At 69.2% G+C, this 21,563-nt stretch carries 14 protein-coding genes; 5 read left to right on the top strand and 9 right to left on the bottom strand.

Translation table 11 applies throughout. From position 1 onward, the window contains the following. The first annotated feature begins 92 nt into the window (after window positions 1–92). Window positions 93–1,466 (top strand): M16 family metallopeptidase, encoded by a 1,374-nt coding sequence (locus I596_RS15560; protein WP_067649997.1) that lies wholly within the window; start codon window positions 93–95, stop codon window positions 1,464–1,466. After that, window positions 1,463–2,899 (top strand): M16 family metallopeptidase, encoded by a 1,437-nt coding sequence (locus tag I596_RS15555; protein WP_067649994.1) that lies wholly within the window; start codon window positions 1,463–1,465, stop codon window positions 2,897–2,899. The genes I596_RS15560 and I596_RS15555 overlap by 4 nt, the downstream gene beginning before the upstream one ends. A gap of 63 nt (window positions 2,900–2,962) precedes the next feature. Here I596_RS15555 and I596_RS15550 read toward each other — a convergent pair whose 3' ends face one another. Genes I596_RS15550 through I596_RS15540 form a run of 3 tightly spaced genes read right to left on the bottom strand, consistent with a single transcriptional unit; the run spans window position 2,963 to window position 11,011 of the window. Continuing rightward, window positions 2,963–5,233, bottom strand: a complete 2,271-nt coding sequence (locus I596_RS15550; protein ID WP_067649991.1) for a S8 family serine peptidase — start codon at window positions 5,231–5,233, stop codon at window positions 2,963–2,965. Then, a complete protein-coding gene (locus I596_RS15545; protein WP_067649988.1) occupies window positions 5,214–5,975 on the bottom strand; it encodes an NAD kinase in 762 nt (253 codons plus the stop codon). The genes I596_RS15550 and I596_RS15545 overlap by 20 nt, the downstream gene beginning before the upstream one ends. Then, complete coding sequence (locus I596_RS15540; protein WP_425478780.1) at window positions 5,972–11,011, bottom strand: NAD-glutamate dehydrogenase; 5,040 nt, start codon at window positions 11,009–11,011, stop codon at window positions 5,972–5,974. Before I596_RS15540 ends, I596_RS15545 begins: the two co-directional genes overlap by 4 nt. 223 nt (window positions 11,012–11,234) lie before the next feature. Here I596_RS15540 and I596_RS15535 point away from each other — a divergent pair, with 223 nt between their 5' ends. Beyond that, window positions 11,235–14,546, top strand: coding sequence for a transglutaminase family protein (locus tag I596_RS15535; RefSeq protein ID WP_067649982.1), 3,312 nt, complete (start codon window positions 11,235–11,237; stop codon window positions 14,544–14,546). A 48-nt stretch (window positions 14,547–14,594) separates the two neighbouring features. Here I596_RS15535 and I596_RS15530 read toward each other — a convergent pair whose 3' ends face one another. The 6 genes from I596_RS15530 to I596_RS15505 form a co-directional block, all read right to left on the bottom strand. Further along, window positions 14,595–14,978, bottom strand: coding sequence for a hypothetical protein (locus I596_RS15530; protein ID WP_067649979.1), 384 nt, complete (start codon window positions 14,976–14,978; stop codon window positions 14,595–14,597). Then, complete coding sequence (locus tag I596_RS15525; protein ID WP_150132203.1) at window positions 14,975–16,120, bottom strand: hypothetical protein; 1,146 nt, start codon at window positions 16,118–16,120, stop codon at window positions 14,975–14,977. Before I596_RS15525 ends, I596_RS15530 begins: the two co-directional genes overlap by 4 nt. A 7-nt stretch (window positions 16,121–16,127) precedes the next feature. Then, complete coding sequence (locus I596_RS15520; protein ID WP_150132202.1) at window positions 16,128–16,700, bottom strand: hypothetical protein; 573 nt, start codon at window positions 16,698–16,700, stop codon at window positions 16,128–16,130. A gap of 200 nt (window positions 16,701–16,900) precedes the next feature. After that, the gene (locus tag I596_RS15515; protein WP_150132201.1) at window positions 16,901–17,284 is read right to left on the bottom strand and encodes a fibronectin type III domain-containing protein; all 384 of its coding nucleotides are present in this window, start codon (window positions 17,282–17,284) and stop codon (window positions 16,901–16,903) included. Further along, window positions 17,284–18,363 (bottom strand): hypothetical protein, encoded by a 1,080-nt coding sequence (locus tag I596_RS15510; RefSeq protein WP_150132200.1) that lies wholly within the window; start codon window positions 18,361–18,363, stop codon window positions 17,284–17,286. Before I596_RS15510 ends, I596_RS15515 begins: the two co-directional genes overlap by 1 nt. 166 nt (window positions 18,364–18,529) lie before the next feature. Further along, the gene (locus I596_RS15505; RefSeq protein WP_150132199.1) at window positions 18,530–19,033 is read right to left on the bottom strand and encodes a hypothetical protein; all 504 of its coding nucleotides are present in this window, start codon (window positions 19,031–19,033) and stop codon (window positions 18,530–18,532) included. Between the two features lie 379 nt (window positions 19,034–19,412). Here I596_RS15505 and I596_RS15500 point away from each other — a divergent pair, with 379 nt between their 5' ends. Together I596_RS15500 and I596_RS15495 are read left to right on the top strand one after the other, a co-directional pair. Then, complete coding sequence (locus I596_RS15500) at window positions 19,413–20,495, top strand: flagellar motor protein MotA (protein ID WP_067649962.1); 1,083 nt, start codon at window positions 19,413–19,415, stop codon at window positions 20,493–20,495. Further along, the gene (locus tag I596_RS15495) at window positions 20,492–21,553 is read left to right on the top strand and encodes a peptidoglycan -binding protein (RefSeq protein WP_067649959.1); all 1,062 of its coding nucleotides are present in this window, start codon (window positions 20,492–20,494) and stop codon (window positions 21,551–21,553) included. The genes I596_RS15500 and I596_RS15495 overlap by 4 nt, the downstream gene beginning before the upstream one ends. The last annotated feature ends 10 nt before the right edge of the window (window positions 21,554–21,563 follow it).

Below are 21,563 nucleotides of genomic sequence, written 5' to 3'. Positions count from 1 at the left end.
CGGGATGCTTCCCGTCCGCGTGACGACCGGCAGGCGCTCCCGCGCTGCCGCCGCCGCTAGACTCCCATCACATTCATCCATGGAGACAAGGAATGGCTTTCCGTCGTCTGGTCCTGGGCCTCGCCGCCCTGGCGATTCCCCTGGGCGCCGCCGCTGCCGATCGATGGCAGCTGCCGGTCGCCGTCAAGAAGCTCGACAACGGCCTGACCGTGGTCGTATCCGAAGACGCCTCCTCGCCGACAGTCGGCATCAGCGTCGTCTATCACGTGGGCATGCGCCTGGAGCCGAAGGGCCGCACCGGCTTCGCGCACCTGTTCGAGCACCTGATGTTCCAGGGCACGCCGACGGCGCCCAAGGGCACGTTCGATCGCGTCATCGAAGGCGGTGGCGGCATGAACAACGGCTCGACCCGCACTGACTACACCAACTACATCGAGACCGCGCCGGTCTCGGCGCTCGAGCCGATCCTCTGGCTCGAGGCCGATCGCATGAAGACACTGGACTTCTCGCCGGCCAACCTCAAGAACCAGCAGGACGTGGTGAAGGAGGAGATCCGCGTCAACGTGCAGAACAAGCCGTACGGCCTGTTCTTCTGGACCGACCTCAACCGCCTGGCATTCTCCAAGTGGGAGAACGCCCACGACGGCTACGGCAGCTTCGCCGACCTGGAAGGCGCCAAGCTCGAGGACGTGCGCGCGTTCCACCGCGATTTCTACGGTCCCAACAACGCCGTCATCGGCATCGTCGGCGACGTCAAGGCCGAGCAGGCCTTCGCGCTGGTCGAGAAGTACTTCGGCGCGATCCCGGCCCGGCCGGTGCCGCCGCGCCCGGATGTCGACGAGCCGCTCAACACGCGCGAGAAGCGCGAGTCGCAGGTGGACCCGCTGGCGCAGGTGCCGGCGGTGGCGATCGGCTGGAAGATGCCCGAGCGCGGCAGCAAGGACCAGGCGCCGATGGCGGTGCTGTCCCAGCTGCTGGTCGGCGACAGCGCCTCGCGCCTCTACCAGGGCCTGGTCAAGGGCCGTGAGCAGCTGCTCAACATCGACGGCGGCGTCAACTGGCCGCTGGGCGATGCCTGGGACTACGCCGGCCCGGCGCCGCTGGTGCTGTTCGGCCTGTACAAGCCCGGCATGGCGGTGGACGCGGTGCTCGCCGCGATCGACGAGGAGATTGCGCGCATCGTCAAGGACGGTGTCGACGCGGCGACGTTGAAGCGCGTCAAGACCAAGATGCTCTCGGACTACAACCAGGGGCTGGAGGCGTTCATCTCGCGCGCCGACACACTGGCCAAGGCGCAACTGCTGTGGGGTGATGCGCAGACGATCAACCGCATCCCCGAATGGATCGACGCGGTGCAGGCCAAGGACATCCAGCGCGTCGCCGCGCACTACCTGACCACGGTCAATCGCGTGGTGATCGACCGCACGCCGGCGCCTGCCGGGACTGCCGCCGGAGAAACGCCGTGAGAACGACCTTCAAGACCCTCGCATTCCAGTTCCTGAGCGCCGGCGTGGTGCTGGCCGCCGGCAGCGCCGGTGCCGCCGAAGTGGCCCTGCCCAAGGACCTGCCGCCGTACGGCAACGACAAGCCGCTGCCGGTGCCGGCGATCACCCAGAAGGCGCTGCCCAACGGCCTGGCCGTCTGGGTGCTGCCGCGCACCGACGGCCCGCCGAAGGTCGACCTGGTGCTGGCGGTGCGCGGCGGCAAGGCGGCCGACGCGACCGAGCTGCCGGCGATGTCGGACCTGCTGGCGGCCTTGCTGACCGAAGGCACGAAGACGCGCAGCTCCGTGCAGATCGCCGAGCAGCTGCAGGCGATCGGCGCGTCGCTGGGCGCGTCGGCCGGCAACGACGGCATCACGGTCGCCGCCTCGGGCCTGGCTTCCGGTGCCGAACGCCTGGTCGACCTGCTCGCCGACGTCAGCCTCAACGCCAGCTTCCCGGAGACCGAGGTCAAGCTCGCCAAGGTCAACGCATTGCAGGAATTGAAGGCGGCCGAGGCGGAGCCGGACTACCAGGCCAATCGGGCGATCGCCCGCGCGGTCTACGGCGACCATCCGTACGGGCGCACGCTGGCGACCGAGAGCTCGATCGAGAAGACCGACCGGGCTACGCTCGCCGCCGCCCATGCCGCGCGCTTCCGGCCCGACCAGGCACTGCTGGTCATCAGCGGCCGCATCGATGTCGACACGGCGCTGAAGCTGGCGACCGCCGCCTTCGGAAGCTGGAAGGGGCAGGGCACCGCGCCGGCCGCCGTCGCGGCGGCACCGCGCGAGGCCAAGCCGCAGCATGTCCTGGTCGAGCGTTCCGGTTCGGTCCAGTCCGCCGTCCGGCTTGGCCGTCCGGTGTTCGCCGCCAATGATGCCGACGAGATCCCGGCGGCGCTCGCCAATACGGTGCTGGGCGGTGGCGGCCTCGACACGCGCCTCAACCGCAACCTGCGCGAGGAGAAGGGCTACACCTACGGTGCTTACTCGAGCTTCTCGATCGCGCAGCGCGGCGGTGCGTTCACGAGCGGCGCTGACGTGCGCAACGCAGTGACCGGTGCCGCCGTCGGCGAGTTCGTCAAGGAACTCCAGCGGCTGGTCGACGAGCCCGTCGGCGCGGCCGAACTGGAGCGTGCGAAGCGGGCGGCCGCCGGCTCGTACCTGTTCCGCAATCAGCTGCAGGCGGCCGTGGCGCGCAGCCTGGCCGGCAACTGGCTGGCCGGGCGGCCGCCGGAGTACCTCGGGCAGTTCGTGCCGCGTACGCGCGAGGTGACGTCCGCGCAGATCCAGGCGGTCGCGCGCAAGTACTTCGATCCGAAGACCTTGAGCGTCGTCGTCGTCGGCGACAAGGCGGTCGCCGACCAGCTCAAGCCGTACGGGACCTTCGCTCCGGCGGCCGCTGCCGGCCGCTGAGGTTCCGGTGGAATCGTTCCGCCGGGCGCCCAGGCGCCCGGCGGTCCGCACGAGCCGCGTGATTCAGTCGGCGGATGTCGGAGCGGGACCCAGGTCCCAGTCGAAGCCGTCGTCGAACAGGTCGTTCGGCATCGGCACGCTGCCGACGCGGCAGTTCACGCAGACCAGCGCGAAGTCCTGGCTGGTCGTCTCCGGCGCATTGGGCAGTGCCCTGGATGCGACCGCTGCCGCCGACACGGTGATCGTCAGCGTCGCGCCCAGCTGCGTCGGCGCCAGCATGATGCCCTCGGCGTTGTTGCGCGGATCGGCGCTGCCGCCGGTGGCCGACCAGCCGTCGCTGCCGAAGACGTTGCCGCGGTAGTCCTGGCCGTTGCTGGTGACGAGCAGATCCAGGTCGTTGTTCCAGGCGGGCGTGGCGCCGCCGAGGCCGTGGCCGGGTGCGTCGGTGAAGGTCAGCATGACCTTGGCCGGCCGGGTCGGGTCGACCACCTCGACCACCTGCTGCCAGGTTTCCCCGGTGTCGTGGAAGACGTGCTGCTGGTCGTAGTACCAGACCGGCGGATCGTCCTCCAGCAGCCAGTCGATGCGCATGCGGCCCCAGCCCTGCTTGGTGTCGGGCCGGTGGCCGAGGGCGCCGTTGTCGGCGTCGGTGCCGCCCTGGAGATCCTGGCTGCTCGCCAGCAGCGCGGCCTTGGCGATCGCCACGCTGGGGTTGGCGCCGTCGAAGCGCGCGCGATAGAACTGCGTGAACAGGCCGATCGCGCCGCTGACGTGCGGCGAGGCCATGCTGGTGCCGCACATCGTGCCGTAGCCGGATGCGCTGACCGCCGAATCGATGTTGCAGCCGGGCGCGACCAGGTGCGGAATGCGCCGCCCGTCGCGCGCCGGCCCGTGCGCGCTGTTGCTGGAGATGCTGCCGAGGTTGTTGCGCGGCGCGCCGGCGGCGTTCTCGGCCCAGGTCGAGCCGACCGTGACGATGTTCTTGGCGTCGTCGGGCGTGCCCTGGCTGCCGGTCCCGCCGTTGCCGTTCATGATCGACAGCACGAAGATCAGCGGCTGGTCGCCGGTGGTATCCGGATCGGTGTCGCGGCTGCCGACGTCGACCTGCATGGTCTGGTTGTCGTAGCCGAGCGGCGAGGCCGACGGTCCCCAGCTGTTGCCGGACAGCACGGCGCCGTTGGCGTAGGACTCGCGCATCAGCCGCAGCATGCCGCCGGGCGCGTTGTAGATCGACGAGCGCGAGATCTGCTCGACCAGGTTGGCACCGGGCGCGACGCCGAGGCCGCGCAGGTAGCCGTTGGCGACCGTGCCGCTGGAGCCGTCGCCGGCCATCGTCGCCGCGGTATGGGTGCCGTGGCTGTCGGTAGTGGAACTGTTGCCGCAGCTGCCGCCGCCCACGCACGGCAGCATGCGGTTGACGAGGTTGGGATTGGTCTCGGCGATGCCGCCGTCGACGTTGGCCATGATGACACCGGTGCCGTCGTAGCCGACCTGGGCCAGCCAGGTGCGGTACTGGCCCGCCTGCGGCACGCCGCTCTCGTTGAAGAGGCCCGCCACGATCGCATCGCCGACCTCGCCGCGCAGGCCGCCGTCGGTGGGCACCTCGTGCACGGCGTAGACACCGGCGATCGTCAGGCTGCGCTGCAGCGCGGCGTCGTCGGCACGCAGGGCGATCTCCTCGAAGCGCGCATCGATCGGCGCACGCTCACCGGGCACCGCGCCGCTGAGCAGGAACGACTCGTTCCCGACCGCGGCCGGCCGGTAGACCAGGGCGAGCAGGTCGCGCGCACCCTGGCGCGGCGCGGCCAGCGAAGCGCCGAGACGCCAGGCGGGCAGGAAGTCGCCGGCCCAGCGGATTTCCGGGCGTGCCGCCGCCGCCGCGAGCGCGCTGCCGCGCGCCCAGACGACATAGGCGAACGGCGGCAGGTACTGCACCGGCTCGATGCCCTGCGCGCGCAGCGTATCGAGCCATTCGCGCTTGAGCGGCCCGTGGAACTGCAGCAGCCGCAGCGCCGGTTGCGCATCGCGGCCGGCCGTGGCGACGGAATCCGGGTAGGCTTCCAGCGGGTCGAAGTGGCGGCCGCCGAGCGTCAGTCCGTAGGTCGCCAGCGTGTCCTGGGTCGCCGGTGCGCCGAGAGCGGACAGCGCCTGGCGTTCGCCGCGCGCCCACAGGAAGCTGCCGTAGTCGGCCAGGACCTCGACGTTCGCGGCCGCGGCGGCGCGTGCCTGGGCCGGCAGGCGGGCATAGCCGGTGTCGGCAGCGGCCGGAAGCGCAGCCCAGGCCAGGATGGCCGACAGGCCCAGGGTGCAGGCGCTAGAACGTGAACTGCTCATCAAGGATGCGCTCCTCCAGGTTGTGTTCCGGGTCGAACAGCAGGGTCATCGTCTGCTCGCTCGATTCGCGGATGCGTACGTCGATGACGTCGCGCACCTCGTTGGAGTCGGCGGTCGCGCTGACCGGGCGCTTGTAGGGATCGAGGATCTCGAATCGGACGTCGACCGTCGCCGGCAGGATCGCCCCGCGCCAGCGGCGCGGCCGGAACGGGCTGATCGGCGTCAGGGCCAGCATGTTGGAGCCGAACGGCAGGATCGGGCCGTGGGCCGAGAGGTTGTAGGCGGTCGAGCCGGCCGCGGTGGCGACGATGACGCCGTCGCAGATCAGCTCGGGGACCTTGGTCGCGCCGTTCAGATCCACGCGCACATGGGCCGCCTGCTTGGTCTGGCGCAGCAGCGAGACCTCGTTGAACGCCAGCGCCGAGATGGTGCCGCCGGCCTCGTTCTGCGCCTCCATCTGCAGCGGGCGCAGCGGCGCCGGCTGCGCGCGGGCGATCCGCTCGGGCAGGTCCTCGGGGCGGTACTGGTTCATCAGGAAGCCGATGGTGCCGAGCTTCATGCCGTAGACCGGCAGCTCGTGGCGCAGGTAGCGGTGCAGCGTCCGCAGCATGAAGCCGTCGCCGCCGAGGGCGACGATCACCTCGGCGGCATCCGGTGAGCAGGTGCCGTAGCGCCGCTGCAGATCCGCCAAGGCAGCCTGGGCCTCGGGGGTCTGCGCGGCGACGACGGCGATCTTGCTCATCCGGCCGACTGTACCAGCTGGGCCAGCCGGCGTACCGCCACCGAGACGATCGGGTAGTCGATCGTGACCTGGCTGCGCATGTCGGCGAGCATCGCCAGCGTGAACTTGAGCGCCGGATCGTCACGCTCGAGCCACGCCGCCACCTGCTCGGCGCCCGAGCCTGCGGCACCGGCCGCCAGCACCTGGCCGGCCAGCGCGCGCTGCTGGCTGTTGAGCTCGTCGCGCAGCGCGCCACGGGCATGGGCGTGCCAGCGGGTCTCGACCGGCAGTTCCTCGATCTTCTGCATCAGCCACTTGAGCTGCAGCGCATCGCCGAGCGCGAAATCCACTTCCGCGACCAGCGCGACCGGCAGCGCGTTCTGGCCGGCCACCAGCACGATGTCCAGCGCCGGGCCGAGGATCGGCAGGGCGGCCAGCTGATCGGCCAGCGCGACCGGGAAGTCGTGGCCGAGCCACCGCGCCCGCGCCTCGGCGCAGGCGGCGCGGTCGCCCTCGGCCATCGTCCGGTCCAGGTCGGCGCGCAGCGTCTCCATGCCCGGCTGGTAGCGCTCGACCGCGGCGGCGATGTCCTGGATTTCGCCCGGCCGGTTCAGCAGCCAGCGCGTCATGTTGCGCAGCAGGTTCCAGATCACCAGCATCGCGTCGATCTGGGCGTTGCCGTTGACGGTGCCGTCGAGCGCCTCGATCTGCGCCCACAGCCCGCGCGCGTCGAGCACTTCGCGGGCGATGCTGAAGGCCTTGGCCACGGCCGCCGGCCCCTGGCCGGTGTCCTCCTGCATGCGCAGCGAGAACGTCGCGCCCATCCGGTTGATCATCGAGTTGGTGACCGCCGTGGCGATGATCTCGCGCTTCAGGCGGTGGCGCTCCATGTGCTCGGCGTAGGTCTCGCGCAGCGGCTCCGGGAAGTAGCGGCGCAGTTCCTTGGACAGGTAGCTGTCCTCGGGCACGTCCGAATCGAGCAATTGCTGGAACGTGACGATCTTGGAGTAGGACAGCAGGATCGCCAGCTCCGGCCGCGTGAGGCCGAGGCCGCGCGCCTTGCGTTCGGCGAACTCGGCGTCGCTCGGCAGGAACTCGATCTGCCGGTCGAGCAGGCCCTGCGACTCGAGCGTGCGGATGAAGTGCTGCTTGGAGCCCAGCCGCGCCACGGACATCCGCTCCATGATGCTGATGGCTTCGTTCTGGCGGTAGTTGTCGAACAGCACCAGGCGCTCGACCTCGTCGGTCATCGCCCGCAGCAGCGCGTTGCGCTGGTCGTAGCTGAGCTCGCCGCGCTGGACCGCATCGTTGAGCAGGATCTTGATGTTGACCTCGTGATCGGAGGTGTCCACGCCCGCGGAGTTGTCGATGAAGTCGGTGTTGAGCAGCACGCCGTTCAACGCCGCCTCGATGCGCCCGCGCTGGGTCATGCCGAGGTTGCCGCCCTCGCCGACGATCCGGCAGCGCAGCTCGCCGCCGTCGGCGCGGATCGCGTTGTTGGCGCGATCGCCGGCGTCGGCGTTGGTCTCGGACGAGGCCTTGACGTAGGTGCCGATGCCGCCGTTCCAGAGCAGGTCCACCGGCGCCTTGAGGATCGCGTTGAGCAGCTCGTTCGGCGTCAGCTGGGTCACACCGTCGGCGAGGCCCAGCGCGGCGCGCATCGGGGGCGTGATCGCGATCGTCTTGAGCGTGCGCGGGAACACGCCGCCGCCCTGGGAGATCAGCTTCGCGTCGTAGTCGGCCCACGAGGAGCGCGGCAGCTTGAACAGCCGTTCGCGCTCGGCGTAGGAGGCCGTCGCGTCGGGGTCCGGGTCGATGAAGATGTGGCGGTGGTCGAACGCCGCCACCAGCCGGATGTGCCGCGACAGCAGCATGCCGTTGCCGAACACGTCGCCGGACATGTCGCCGATGCCGGCGCAGGTGAAGTCGGTGCTCTGGCAGTCGATGCCGAGCGCGCGGAAGTGGCGCTTGACCGACTCCCAGGCGCCCTTGGCGGTGATGCCCATGCCCTTGTGGTCGTAGCCGACCGAGCCGCCCGAGGCGAACGCGTCGCCGAGCCAGTAGCCGTGCTCGGCGGCCACCGCGTTGGCGATGTCCGAGAACGTCGCGGTGCCCTTGTCGGCGGCCACGACCAGGTACGGATCGTCGTCGTCGTGGCGGACCACGTCGGCCGGCGGCACCACCGCACCGTCGACCAGGTTGTCGGTGATGTCGAGCAGGCCGTTGATGAACATGCGGTAGCAGGCCACGCCCTCGGCCAGCACGGCATCGCGTTCGCCGCTGGCCGGCGGGCGCTTGACGAAGAAGCCGCCCTTGGAGCCGACCGGCACGATGACGGTGTTCTTGACCATCTGCGCCTTGACCAGGCCCAGCACCTCGGTGCGGAAGTCCTCGCGCCGGTCCGACCAGCGCAGGCCGCCGCGGGCCACCGGGCCGAAGCGCAGGTGCACGCCTTCCACGCGCGGCCCGTAGACGAAGATCTCGCGGTACGGCCGCGGCTTGGGCAGCTCGGTGAGCTGGGCGCAGTCGAACTTGAAGCTGACGTAGTCGTGCAGGCGGCCTTCGCGCGTCTGGTAGTGGTTGGTGCGCAGGGTGGCGCGGATCACCGCCATGAAGCTGCGCAGGATGCGGTCCTCGTCGATGCTGGCGACGCGCTCGAGCAGCGTGCGGATCGCCACCATCACCGCGTCGATCTGCGCCCCGCGTGGCTGGTCGCGCACCGCGACCAGGCCGTCGACCAGTTCCGGGTCGGCTTCGCGCACCTCGGCCGGCAGCAGCGTCTCCAGCTCGCGCTTGAGGCGCTGGCGCGCGTGCTCGACCACCGCCTCGCCGGCGGTCTCGCGCTTGGGATCGAACTTCGCCTCGAACAGCTCGACCAGCAGCCCCGCGATTGCCGGGTAGCTGACCAGGGTCTGCTCCATGTAGGTCTGCGAGAACGGCACGCCGGTCTGCAGCAGGTACTTGGCATAGGCGCGCAGCATGCTGACCTGGCGCCAGTCGAGCTGGGCGCCGAGCACCAGCTTGTTGAACGCGTCGTTCTCCGCGTCGCCGCGCCAGACCTTCTCGAAGGCGGTCTGGAACGCGTCGCGCACCTGGTCCACGTCGAACTCGCAGCGCGTGCTCGGCTGCACCTCGATGTCCTGGATCGTCAGCGCGCGGCCGCCGACGTCGAGCTCGTAGAGGTGCTCGGTCAGCACCCGCACGCCCATGTTCTCGAGCAGCGGGATGACCTCCGACAGCGCGATGTCGCCGCCGAAGCGGAATGCCTTGAAGTGCAGGATTTCCGGACGGCGCCGCGACCGGTAGAAGTTCAGCCGGATGTCCTCGACGCTGCCGAGGCTGGCCGCCAGCTCGACGTCGTTGGCCGCCACGTGCGGCGTGATCTCCTCGATGTAGCCGACCGGCAGTGCCTTGCCGTAGCGGCTGGCGAGCTTGCGGCCGGTATCGTCGCCGTGGCGCTCGACCAGGATGTCGCGCAGCTCGTCGTGCCAGTTGCGCACGATCTGGGCGATCTGGTTCTCCAGCTCGATCGTGGAATAGGTGGGGTTGTCGCCGGGCTTGGGACGGATCAGCAGGTGCAGGCGCGCCAGCGGGGATTCGCTGAGCAGCACCGTGGTATCGACACGCTCGCCGTGGAACGCGTTCTTGAGCAGTGCCTCCACCCGTTCGCGCACGCCGGTGTTGAAGCGGTCACGCGGCAGGTACACCAGGCACGAGAAGAAGCGGCCGAAGCGATCGCCGCGCACGAACAGGCGCGTGCGCCCGCGCTCCTGCAGCGCCAGCACGCCGATCGCCGTGTCGTACAGCTCTTCCTCGTTGCCCTGGAACAGCTCGTCGCGCGGCAGCGTCTCGAGGATGTGGCGCAGCGCCTTGCCCGAGTGCGAGTCGCGGCGCAGGCCCGAGCGGTGCGTGATCGCCTCGAACTTGCGGCGGATCAGCGGCACGTCCTGCGGCCGGCGCATGTAGGCGGCCGAGGTGTACAGGCCCAGGAAGCGCTGCTCGGACACCGGCTGGCCGTTCTCGTCGAAGGCGAGGATGCCGATGTAGTCCATGTAGCCGGGCCGGTGCACGCGTGCGCGCGCATTGGTCTTGGTCAGCACCAGCGGCGTGTTGACGGGCACCGGCTGGTCGCGGCCCGACAGCGAGCGCGGCGTGCCGGCGCCGCCGGCACCGCGCAGGATCCCGAGCCCGGTGCCTTCGCGGGCCTGCAGCACGCGGTCGCCGCCCTTGGCGGCGATGGCGTACTCGCGATAGCCCAGGAACGTGAAGTTGTCCTCGGCGGCCCAGCGCAGGAAGGCCTGCGCCTCGCCGATCGCGTCGGCGTCGGTCGAGGAGGCACGCTTGGGCAGCTCGTCGGCGATGTCGATCATGCGCCGGCGCATCGCCGGCCAGTCGGCGACCGCGATGCGCACGTCCTCGATCGCGCCGACGATCGCGTCGCGCAGCGCATCGATCTCGCCCGGCTCGGTGATACGGTCGACCTCGACGTACATGACCGATTCGGCCTTGCCGCGCTCGGACTGCTCGGTGTCGATCGCCAGCACATGGCCGCCCGGGTCGCGGTCGATGTGGTAGATCGGATGGATCAGCGTATGGGTCTGCTGGTCGGCGTGGGCGATCGCCATGCTGACCGAGTCGACCAGGAACGGCATGTCGTCGGTGTCGATCGCGATCACGGTATGGCTGCTCTCGAAGCCGTCGGCCTCGATCGACGGGTTGAGCACGCGCACCTTCGCGACCCCCGGCTTGCGCTCGCGCACGAACTCGTACATGCCGATCGCGATGTAGGCCCACATCACCTCGTCGCGCTCGCGCATGTCCTCCGGGATGACCCGGCGGAAGAAGTGCTCGGCGAACGCCAGGATGTCGCGCTGGCGCGCCGGGGCGACGAGCTTCTTGAGCTGCTGGTTGATCGATTCGACGGTGACGGCGGGTACAACCGCGCCTGAGGCACTCATGATGATCGCACTGTCCGGTTGGGGTGAACACACGATTCTACCCAGCCGCGATGACGCGAATCCAGCCGCAAACACCCGTAACTCAAGAAAAAAAGGCATCTGTGCGGTTCCTTTTCCGGTCGCTTCGCGGGCCCGCGGCGGGCCGGCTGCGCGAGGTCCCGGTGCCGGCGGACGGCATTCGCTGCAATGCACAATTTTGCTATGGTGCGGGGGGTCCGCCCGTGCACGCGCCGATGTCGTCCAGGAATCCCGGAGGCAAGGCGCAGCAGGGTGGCCGGACCGCGACCGTGAAACCGCCGATGCCGCCTTCGCCGAGGTCAGGATGTCGATTCATGTTGCGCTGAACCACGTCACCCGCTACCGCTACGACCGGCCGGTGCACCTGGGGCCGCAGCTGGTGCGCCTGCGTCCCGCGCCGCATTGCCGCACGCGCATCCTGTCCTACGCGCTGGTGGTCCGCCCGGCCGGACACTTCATCAACTGGCAGCAGGACCCGCAGTCGAACTACCAGGCGCGGCTGGTGTTTCCCGAACCGGCACGCGAGTTCAGCGTGGAGGTCGATCTCGTCGCCGAGATGGCGGTGCTGAACCCGTTCGACTTCTTCCTCGATCCCGGGGCGGAGCGGTTCCCGTTCGGCTACGAGCGCGCACTGCGCCGCGAACTGACCTCCTACCTCGTACGCGCCCCGCTGACGCCGCGGTTCGCCGACTACCTCGCGGCGGTGCCGCGCAGTCCGGCGCCGACCGTCGACTTCCTGGTCGCGCTCAACCGCCGCCTGGCACGCGACATCGCCTACCTGATCCGCATGGAGCCCGGCGTGCAGAGTCCGGAGCAGACGCTCGAGAACGGCTCGGGCTCGTGCCGCGATTCGGCCTGGCTGCTGGTGCAGCTGCTGCGCCATCTGGGCCTGGCCGCGCGCTTCGTCTCCGGCTACCTGATCCAGCTCGTGGCCGACGTGCGGCCGCTCGACGGGCCGGCCGGCCCCGCGGCCGATTTCACCGACCTGCACGCCTGGGCCGAGGTCTACCTCCCGGGCGCCGGCTGGATCGGGCTGGATCCGACGTCGGGCCTGCTCGCGGGCGAGGGCCACATTCCGCTGGCCTGCTCGCCCGAGCCGGGTGCGGCGGCGCCGATCAGCGGCGCGGTCGACCCGTGCGAGGTGGTCTTCGGCCACACGATGGCGATCACGCGCCTGCGCGAATCGCCGCGCGTGACACGGCCGTATGCACGGGCGCAGTGGCAGGCGATCGACGCGCTCGGCGAGCGCGTGGACGCCGAGCTGGCGCGCGCGGACGTGCGCCTGACGATGGGCGGCGAGCCGACCTTCGTCGCCGCCGACGATCCCGACGGTGCCGAGTGGAACATCGCCGCGCTGGGACCGACCAAGCGGCGTCGCGCGGTGGCCTTGTTCGCGCACCTCAAGGCACGCTATGCGCCTGACGGCCTGGCGCATTTCGGCCAGGGCAAGTGGTATCCGGGCGAGCAGCTGCCGCGCTGGTCGCTCAACTGCTTCTGGCGCCGGGACGGCGAGCCGCTCTGGCGCAACGCCGCCTTGATCGCCGACGAGACCACCGGCCACGGCGCCGACACGACGCTGGCGGGTGCCTTCGTCGAGGAGGTCGCCGTCCGCCTCGGCCTCGATCCGGGCTTCGCGTTTCCGGCCTACGAGGACCTGCTGTACTACCTGTGGCGCGAGCGGCGCCTGCCCGGCAACGTCGACCCGTCCGACCCGCGCCTGGGCGACGCGCTCGAGCGTGCGCGCCTGGTCCGCGTGTTCGGCCAGGGACTGGGCCGGGTCGTCGGCCACGCGCTTCCGCTCGCCCGGCCCTTGGATACCTGGCAGACCGGCCCGTGGTTCCTGCGCAGCGAGCAGTGCTTCCTCGTGCCCGGCGATTCGCCGATGGGATACCGCCTGCCGCTCGATTCGCAGCCGTGGGTGGCCGACGCCGACTACCCCTACGTGCACCCGCTCGATCCGGCGCGCGTGCCGGGGCCGCTGCCGCGGCATTCGCAGCTGCGGCGCGAGGTCCACGGCCTGCACCCGGAGGCTGGGTCGCTGCGCCCGCCGCCCGCCGTCGCGGTGCGCCGGCCCTCGCCGGGCGAGTCCGCCGCCTGGATCGCCCGTACGGCGCTGTGCGCCGAGCCGCGCGACGGCACGTTGTACGTCTTCCTGCCGCCGCTGGCGCGGCTGGAGCACTATCTCGCGCTGGTCGCCGCGATCGAGGCCACGGCCGAGTCACTGGGAACGCCGGTGATCCTCGAAGGCTACGAGCCGCCGCGCGATCCACGCCTGGAGGTGCTGCGCATCACGCCCGACCCCGGCGTCATCGAGGTCAACATCCAGCCCGCTGCATCCTGGCGTGCCCTGGTCGACCAGACGACGCACCTGTACGAAGCGGCACGCACCACGCGGCTGGCCGCGGAGAAGTTCATGCTCGACGGGCGCCACGCCGGCACCGGCGGCGGCAACCACCTGGTGCTCGGCGGCGCCACGCCGTTCGAGTCACCGTTCCTGCGGCGGCCGGACCTGTTGCGCAGCCTGATCGCCTACTGGCACAACCACCCGTCGCTGTCGTACCTGTTCTCCGGCCTCTTCGTCGGGCCCACCTCGCAGGCGCCGCGCGTGGACGAGGCGCGCAACGACGCGCTCTACGAGCTGGAGGTGGCGTTCGACCAGTTCCCGGACGGCACCGGCGAGCTGCCGCCGTGGCTGCTCGATCGCCTGCTGCGCAACGTGCTGGTCGACGTCACCGGCAATACGCATCGCGCCGAATTCTGCATCGACAAGCTCTATTCGCCGGATGGACCGGCCGGCCGCCTCGGGCTGGTCGAGCTGCGCGCGTTCGAGATGCCGCCCCATGCCCAGATGAGCCTGGCGCAGCAGCTCCTGCTGCGCACCCTGGTCGCGCGCTTCTGGAAGGCGCCGTACCGGCCGGCGCGCCTGGCCCGCTGGGGCACCGAGCTGCACGACCGCTTCATGCTGCCGTACTTCGTCGAGCAGGACTTCGCCGACGTCATCGCCGAGACGCGCGCCGCCGGCTACCCGGTCGAGCTGGACTGGTTCCGCCCGCACCTGGCATTTCGTTTCCCGCAGATCGGCGACTACGCGGCCGGCGGCGCCGTGCTGGAGCTGCGCCATGCACTGGAGCCTTGGCATGTCATGGGCGAGGAAGGGGCGATCGGCGGTACCGTGCGGTACGTCGACTCCTCGGTCGAGCGCCTGCAGGTGCGGTTGACCGGCCTGGCGCCCGACCGCTACCTGGCGACCTGCAACGGCCGCCGCCTGCCGCTGCGGCCGACCGGACGGGCCGGCGAGTACGTGGCGGGCGTGCGCTTCAAGGCCTGGCAGCCGGCTGCCGGCCTGCATCCGACGATCCCGGTGCAGGCGCCCCTGGTGTTCGACCTGGTCGATGCCTGGTCGCAGCGTTCGGCTGGCGGCTGCCAGTACCACGTCGCCCATCCAGGCGGTCGCAACTACGCCAGCTTTCCCGTCAACGCGTTCGAGGCCGAGAGCCGGCGGCTGGCGCGCTTCTTCCGGCTTGGCCATACGCCCGGGCCGATCGAGCCGCCGGACGAGGCGCCGAGCGCGGAACATCCGTTCACGCTGGACCTGCGCCGGGCCGCGCTGCGCTGACCCGGCGCGCTCCGGCCTGCCGCAAAGGGCAGCCGATGCCGCCTGCCGTCAACCGCCGCCGTGCTTGCCGGCGGTAGCCGGATCGATCCTGGTGGGCTCGCCGCCGACGGTCTTGTGCAATACCGGGCTCAGCTGCTTCTTGACGCCCGCGCGGCTGATGCCGTCGATGCGGTAGTAGTAGGTTCCTCCCTCGCGAACGTCGTGATCGACATAGGCGTAGTCGGGGTTGGTATCCGCGTCGGGGTGTGTCGGGATGATCCGCGCGTTGATCCTGCGAAACGGACCGTCCGGCGCGTCGCTGCGATAGATCAGGTAGCCGTAGGCGGCGGCCGTTTCGCGCGCTTTCCAGCGCAGCGTATTGCCGGCCGGCTCGGCCGCGCAGACGCCGGTGGCCAGCAGGCCGGCCACGAGCAGTGCGATCCGCGGCTTCATGGCTTGCCTCCGGTCTTCCCATCGATCTTCAGATCGGTCTTCTCGTCGATCACGCCGAGCACCTTGATGTTGGTGCCGGCCTTGACGATCAGCCCCGAGTACGGGATGCGGACGCGTTCGTCGCGGTCCTTCAGCAGGACGACGATTTCCCTGTTGCCGATCGCCTTCATCGCATCGGTGCGCAGCGCGGCATGCACGCGCAGGCAGCCGGTGCCGCAGGCGGTGCTCGACACGTCCAGCTCGGTGGGATCGGCCTCCAGCTTGGCCAGCTCCAGCCCCTTGCCGTCGCTCGTCCGCAGTTCGACGTCCAGTGCCGCCGGCTTGCCTTGCTCGACGGCGCCGAAGCTCAGGCTCGGCGGTGTGGCGGTGACGTCGCCATGGACATGCGCCCGGACCCGGACCACCAGCTCCGGCTGTGCCGTGACGTTGGTCCGCAGCACGATGCGCCGCGACAGTTCGCCCAGCGGCACCGAGCCTGCCAGTTTCGCGCGGAGCTGGACCTGCTGGGGCGAGCGGCCGGCCGCGGGCTCGAGGATCAGCCAGTCGGGCTTTTCGACGATCGACACCACCCGCAGCGCATCGGTTTCGAGGCTGTCGATCGTCAGCGTCCTGCTCGGTTCGGCGCGCCGGTCCGCGTAGCCGAAATCGATGTCCGGCAACTCCGGGTAATAGGCGGATTGGACGAACACCGGAAAACTCACCGGCTGCGAAGGCCGTGATGGATCGTCGCTCAGCAAATGGAAGCGCACCGTCTGCAGGCCACGTTCTTCGGCCATCGGCTTTTCGAGAACCAGCTGTCCGCTCTGGCCCGGTTCCACTACGCGCGGCTCGAAATGGGCCGTTCCCGGCGGCGGTGCCGGATCGACGCGGCGAATCGTGATGGGGCGGGTGCCGGTATTGCGCACGCGCATGACCTGGCGGGCGGTCTGGTTCTCGAATACCTCGATCGGCGATGCGCCTTCCGGCTCGAAAACCAGGGACGATGCGACCGGAGGCGCGGAAGGCGAGGCTTTTTCCTCGGCCGCGTGCACAACACCCGTGGCCGCTGCCAGCGAAACGGCGATGCCAAGAAAAATGGGTTTCATGAAAAACGCCACGCAAAAAGAAAGACGGCTGCCCGGAGGCAGCCGTCTTCGGGCCACGGATGGATCAGTCGATCGCGAACTCGGTCAGCGTGACCGGGAACGTGCCGGTGACGTTGAGGTTGTACGGACCGTTGTTGGCCGTGGCTCCGCCATTGGCATACCAGGAATCGACGTAGACGTAGTAGGTCGTGCCCGGCGTCATCGTCGGCAGGAGCGGCGACGGGTTGAGGTTCGAACCGCTGATATCGTCGCTGCCGACCATGCAGCTGGCGGCGCTACCGCAGGTCGACAGGATGTACATCATCGGATCCCAGCCGCCGCTGGCGGTCAGCGTGAACGTCAGCGAGTTGGCGGCGCCCGGCGTGATGACATAGATGTCCTCCGGACCCTTGGCGTTGTCGCCGGTGTATTCCGAGCAGGTTCCCGACGGCACCGCGTTGATGCTGTTGGTGCCGCCGGCATTGTTGCCGGAGATCGCGCCGGTCGCGGAGATGGTGCCGGACGGTGCCGCGCAGCTTCCGCCGGCCGGCACGGCAACCACCGGGTCACCCGGAACATAGGGCACCTTTTGTGCCAGCGCGGTATTACCAAAAGACAGAACGGTCAGTGCCGCCAGCGCAGAAAACTTGAGATTCATGTCGTATTCCCCGTAAGAGTTGACAAGACTTTTGCCCGCATTCATCCAAAATGCGGACTACCGAGTCTACCTTCGCCTTCATGACGGGGTAAAGGTGTTTCCGGCGTGCTTGCGCCAGGACACCACGGCGCCGTGCCGGAAAGGTCCCAGCGGGCGCCCCAGGGTTATTGGCCCACTCGCAAGCGCCGATGCAGTTACCTTTAGCGTGTGCCCTTGGTTTTGAGATCGGATACGGCCTGCTCGCCACCGGCGATTTTCGGCAGGACCGGGCTCAGCGGCTTCTTGACCCCATTGTCGTTGACTGCGTAGATCCGGTAGTAGTACGTCCGGCCGGCGACGACGTCGGTATCGGCGAAGGCGTACTGTTCGTCGGCAGCGGCGTGCTTCTGCACGACGCGTGCATTGAGCCGCTTGAACGGGCCGGTGGCGTGATCGCCACGATAGACGAGGTAGCCGTACGTGCCGGTTTCGCTGCGGGCTTTCCAGCGCAGCGTATTGGCGGTCTCCGGATCCGCTGCCGACGCGCTCGCGACGATGGCGGCGGTGACCAGGAACAGCAGAATCGAGCGACGGAAAATGTGCATCATTGCTCCTTGACCTCGCCCTGGACACGGACATCGGCATTGGCATCGAGCACGCCGAGATTCTTGATCATGGTCCCTTCTTTCACGATCAGCCCGTAATACGGGATCTTGATGGTCTCGCCGTGGCTGCCGACCTGGACCGTCACATAGCCGCGCAGAGGCTTCAGATTGGCCGTCTTGACCTTGGCGCTCAGGCGCGCGCAGCCTTCGCCGCACGGTTCGATCGAAAGATCGAGATTTTCGCCGGTTTCCTCCGCCTTGGTGATCTGGATCGGCTTGCCGTCGATCGCACGCAGGTCCACCGTCTGTACGATCTTCGCGTTGCGATGAATTGCGCCGATGTCCATCTGGGCCGGCGACACCTGGATCTTGTCGTAGGCGTTCGTGGCGACCTGCAGCACGAGTACCGGCTGGGTTTGGATGTTGGTCCTGATCTTGACCGTGCGCCGGGACTCGCCGAGCGGCAGGTTCTTGGTGAGACTGACGCGGAGCATCAGTCGCTGCGGGTCCTTGCCGGTCTCGCCGGGCACCGGTTCGACGAGGACCCAGTCCGGTTTTTCGATGATGCCCTCCATCTTCAGTGACGGTGCCTCGAAGCTCGTCACCTCCAACAGCTTTGGTTCGGCATGGCCTTTGCGGATCACCCCGAAATCAATCGCCGGCAGCTCCGGAACGTAGGCCGAGCCGACGAATACGGGAAGTGAGACGGGGACCGAGCGTGCCGCTGCGTCGGTGCTGTAGACGTGAAACGCGAACGATTGCTTGCCGAGGGCGTCGATCGCCGGTTTCTCCAGCTCGATGCGCCCGGTTGCGCCGGGCGCCAATTCAGCCGGCTCGAACCGCGCACTGCCTGGCGGTGGCGCCGGGTCGATTCGCTGGATGCGGATCGGGGATGTTCCGGTATTGCGGACACGGTAGGTGAATCGGGCGTCCGCACCCTGGAAGATCTCCACAGGGGTTTCCGACACGGCCTCGAAGACCAGGTTGCCGGCGGGAGGAGATGAGGGGGAGGCCGCGAAGGCGAAGCCGCAGGCCAAGGCCAGCGCCACGCCCGGCCAGTATCGAATGAGGGATTTCATCGGAACCAATACCGCTGATCGGCAGCCGGGTCTCCGACGCCCCGCGACGTGGCGGGAGGTCCCGGTACGACCGGGCTTGCGCGAGAAAATCGACGAAGCGCCGCGCAGGAAACGACGCTGGAAACGTGGACGGGCCCGAAGGCCCGTCCACGGACATGCAGGTGGATCAGTCGATCGAGAACTGGCTCAGCTCGACCGGCCACGTGCCGCTGATCTGGCCGGTGTAGGGGCCGCAGCAGCCGGAGGTGCCCACCCCGTAGAACGAGTCGACGTAGAAGTAGTACGGAACGCCGGCCGTGAACCCGGCATACGTGAACTGCGGGGTGTTGACGCCGCCCTCGTCGTCGGCACCGGCCACGCAGCTCTCCACGTCGCCGCAGGTCTGCAGCAGGTAGATGTACGGGTCGAAGCCGCCGGTGCCGTTGATCGCGAACGTCAGGCTGGCCGCGGTGCCCGGCGTGAACTGGTAGATGTCTTCCGGACCCGACGAACCGCCGAAGAAGGTGGGATCGATACACGCATCGACCGTCTGCGCGTCGATGCTGTTGGTGCCGCCACTGTTGTTGCCCGAATAGGAAACCGGTGTCGGCGGCGAGAGCGTACCCGTCGGTGCGGCGCAGGAGCCGCCCGTCGGAACCACGGTGCCCGGCGTCCACGAGGCGCGATCCATCTTGGCTGCGATCTGAGCAGAGGCGGTACCACCATAGACGGCCATTACGATGGCCGCGGTAACCATTGCGCGTTTGAGATTCATGTCGACTTACCCCGAAATAGTTTGGACATTCATTTCTAGTCGTGGCCCGCTCCGCAAGCAGACTAGCCAAAGCCTGCTTATCGAGCAGACCGGGCTATCCTATATCACGGCCCTATTTGATGAAAGTGCGTCTAACAAGCTGATACGCCGGTAATTTTATGTCTTGGTGTCCGTTTCGCCGGCAATCCGGCCATGCCGCCGGCGGCGGCGCACCTCGGACTTCGGGAACTCGGCGCTTCGACGCGCCTCCACTCAAGCCTCCGCTGCAACGCCCAACGTCGGATCCAGAACGCCCATGAATTCCTACCCCAGTCGCGTCTTGACCGGCATGTTCGTCTTTCTCCTCGCGCTGGGCGTCCTCGTCGCCGCGCTGGCGCCGCGGCTGGCCGACATCTTCATGGCCAATCCGTTCTTCAACGGCATCATCCTGACGGTGCTGCTGGCCGGCGTGGCGGTCAATCTGCGCCAGGTGCTGGTCCTGGCGGCCGATACACGCTGGATCGCCTCGTTCCGGCGCTCGAACCCGGATGCGCCGCCGCCGGGACGGCCGCACCTGCTGGCGCCGATGGCGCGCCTGCTGGCCGGCCGCGAGCGCGGGCGGTCCGCCCTGTCGGCGCCGTCGATGCGCACGATCCTCGACAGCGTCCAGATCCGCCTGGAGGAGTCGCGCGACCTGTCGCGCTACCTGATCGGCCTGGCGATCTTCCTCGGCCTGCTCGGCACGTTCTGGGGCCTGCTGGTCACCATCCGGTCGGTGTCGGAGATCATCGGCGCGCTCGGCATCGGCTCGGACGCTGCGGCGATGTTCGGTGCGTTGAAAGAGCAGCTGAAGGAGCCGCTGGCCGGCATGTCCACCAGCTTCTCGACCTCGCTGTTCGGCCTGGCCAGCTCGCTGGCGATCGGCTTCCTCGACCTGCAGGCCGGCCATGCGCAGAACCGCTTCTACAACGAGCTGGAGGAATGGCTTTCGGGCATGACCCGGCTTTCGTCCGGTTCGGCCCTGGAAGGCGACGCCTCGGTGCCGGCCTATGTCCAGGCGCTGCTCGAGCAGACCGCCGACGGCCTGGAGCGCATGCAGCGTGCCATCGTCGAGAACGAGCGCGAGCGGCGCGGTACCAACGAGCAGCTGGCCGAGCTCGGCGCCCAGCTGGCGCGGCTCAACGAGACGCTCGGCCGCGACGCGCGCGAGCGGCAGGCGGCGGTGGCCGCCCAGGACGAGCTGAAGGTCGTCCTGCGCCACCTGGCGCAGCAGTCCGGCGCGGGTGCCGGCCTGTCCGATGACCTGCGCAGCGAGCTGCGCCTGCTGTCGCGGACCGTGGCGGCCGCCGTGTCCGGGCGGTCCTCGCGCGACGGCGCCGATCCGGAGTCGCGCCCTTGAGCCTGCTGCGCCGCCGTCGTGCCTTCGACATCTGGCCCGGATTCGTCGATGCGCTGACCTCGCTGATCATGGTGATGATCTTCGTGCTGCTGATCTTCGCGATCGGCCAGTTCGTGCTGTCCGATTCGCTGGTCGGCAAGAACCGCGCGCTGGATGCGTTGAACGCGCAGGTGGCGGAACTGGCCCGCACGCTGTCGCTGAGCCAGGATGCCAACCGGGCGCTCGACGCCCGGGTCGCCGAGCTGGCTGCCAGCCTCGGCACGACCGGTGCCGAGCGTGACCAGGCGCAGGCGCAGGCCGCCGCGCTCGGGGCCGACATCGCCGCGCTCGACGCGCTGAAGAAGGAACTGGAAGCCGAAGTCGCCCAGCTCGGCATGCAGCTGGACACGTCCAAGGAGGATCTCGTCCGGCAGACCGACCTGACCGCGGCCGCAGTGGCCCAGACCGAGCTGCTGAACCGCCAGCTGGCCGCGATCCGCGAGCAGCTCGGCAGCCTGCAGGCCGCGTTGGATGTCGCCAGGCAAGACAACGTCGCCAAGGACCTGCGCATCGCCGACCTCGGCAAGGAGCTCAACCTGGCGCTGGCCAACCGGGTCGGCGAGCTGGAGCGCTACCGGTCGGAATTCTTCGGCCGCCTGCGCCAGGTGCTCGGCCACCGCGGCGACGTGCGCGTCGTCGGCGATCGGTTCGTGGTGCCGACCGACATCCTGTTCGAGTCCGGCTCGGCCGATCTCGGGCCCGAGGCGCAGGCGCAACTGGCGGGGCTGGCGGCGACCGTCGCCGAGGTCGCCGCCGAGATCCCGTCGAGCATCGACTGGGTGCTGCGCATCGACGGCCACACCGACCGGCGGCCGATCGCCACCGACCGCTTCCCGTCGAACTGGGAGCTGTCGACCGCGCGTGCCGTCGCGATCGTGAAGTACCTCGTCGTGCAGGGCATTCCCGCGCACAGGCTGTCGGCCAACGGCTTCGGCGAGTTCCAGCCGCTCGATCCGGGTTCCTCGGCGGACGCCTACGCGCGCAACCGGCGCATCGAGCTGCAGCTGACCAACCGCTGATCGCGCCGGC

Source organism: Dokdonella koreensis DS-123, assembly GCF_001632775.1.
GTDB classification, from domain to species: Bacteria; Pseudomonadota; Gammaproteobacteria; order Xanthomonadales; family Rhodanobacteraceae; genus Dokdonella; species Dokdonella koreensis.
Note: the sequence above shows the minus strand (reverse complement) of the source record. Positions and strands in the feature narration are given on the sequence as shown.

Coding starts and splice junctions, on each gene's coding strand:
- I596_RS15560 (WP_067649997.1), top strand. CDS start 93: ATGGCTTTCCGTCGTCTGGTCCTGGGCCTCGCCGCCCTGGCGATTCCC.
- I596_RS15550 (WP_067649991.1), bottom strand. CDS start 5,233: ATGAGCAGTTCACGTTCTAGCGCCTGCACCCTGGGCCTGTCGGCCATC.
- I596_RS15545 (WP_067649988.1), bottom strand. CDS start 5,975: ATGAGCAAGATCGCCGTCGTCGCCGCGCAGACCCCCGAGGCCCAGGCT.
- I596_RS15540 (WP_425478780.1), bottom strand. CDS start 11,011: ATGCCTTTTTTTCTTGAGTTACGGGTGTTTGCGGCTGGATTCGCGTCA.
- I596_RS15535 (WP_067649982.1), top strand. CDS start 11,235: ATGTCGATTCATGTTGCGCTGAACCACGTCACCCGCTACCGCTACGAC.
- I596_RS15530 (WP_067649979.1), bottom strand. CDS start 14,978: ATGAAGCCGCGGATCGCACTGCTCGTGGCCGGCCTGCTGGCCACCGGC.
- I596_RS15520 (WP_150132202.1), bottom strand. CDS start 16,700: ATGAATCTCAAGTTTTCTGCGCTGGCGGCACTGACCGTTCTGTCTTTT.
- I596_RS15515 (WP_150132201.1), bottom strand. CDS start 17,284: ATGCACATTTTCCGTCGCTCGATTCTGCTGTTCCTGGTCACCGCCGCC.
- I596_RS15510 (WP_150132200.1), bottom strand. CDS start 18,363: ATGAAATCCCTCATTCGATACTGGCCGGGCGTGGCGCTGGCCTTGGCC.
- I596_RS15505 (WP_150132199.1), bottom strand. CDS start 19,033: ATGGATCGCGCCTCGTGGACGCCGGGCACCGTGGTTCCGACGGGCGGC.
- I596_RS15500 (WP_067649962.1), top strand. CDS start 19,413: ATGAATTCCTACCCCAGTCGCGTCTTGACCGGCATGTTCGTCTTTCTC.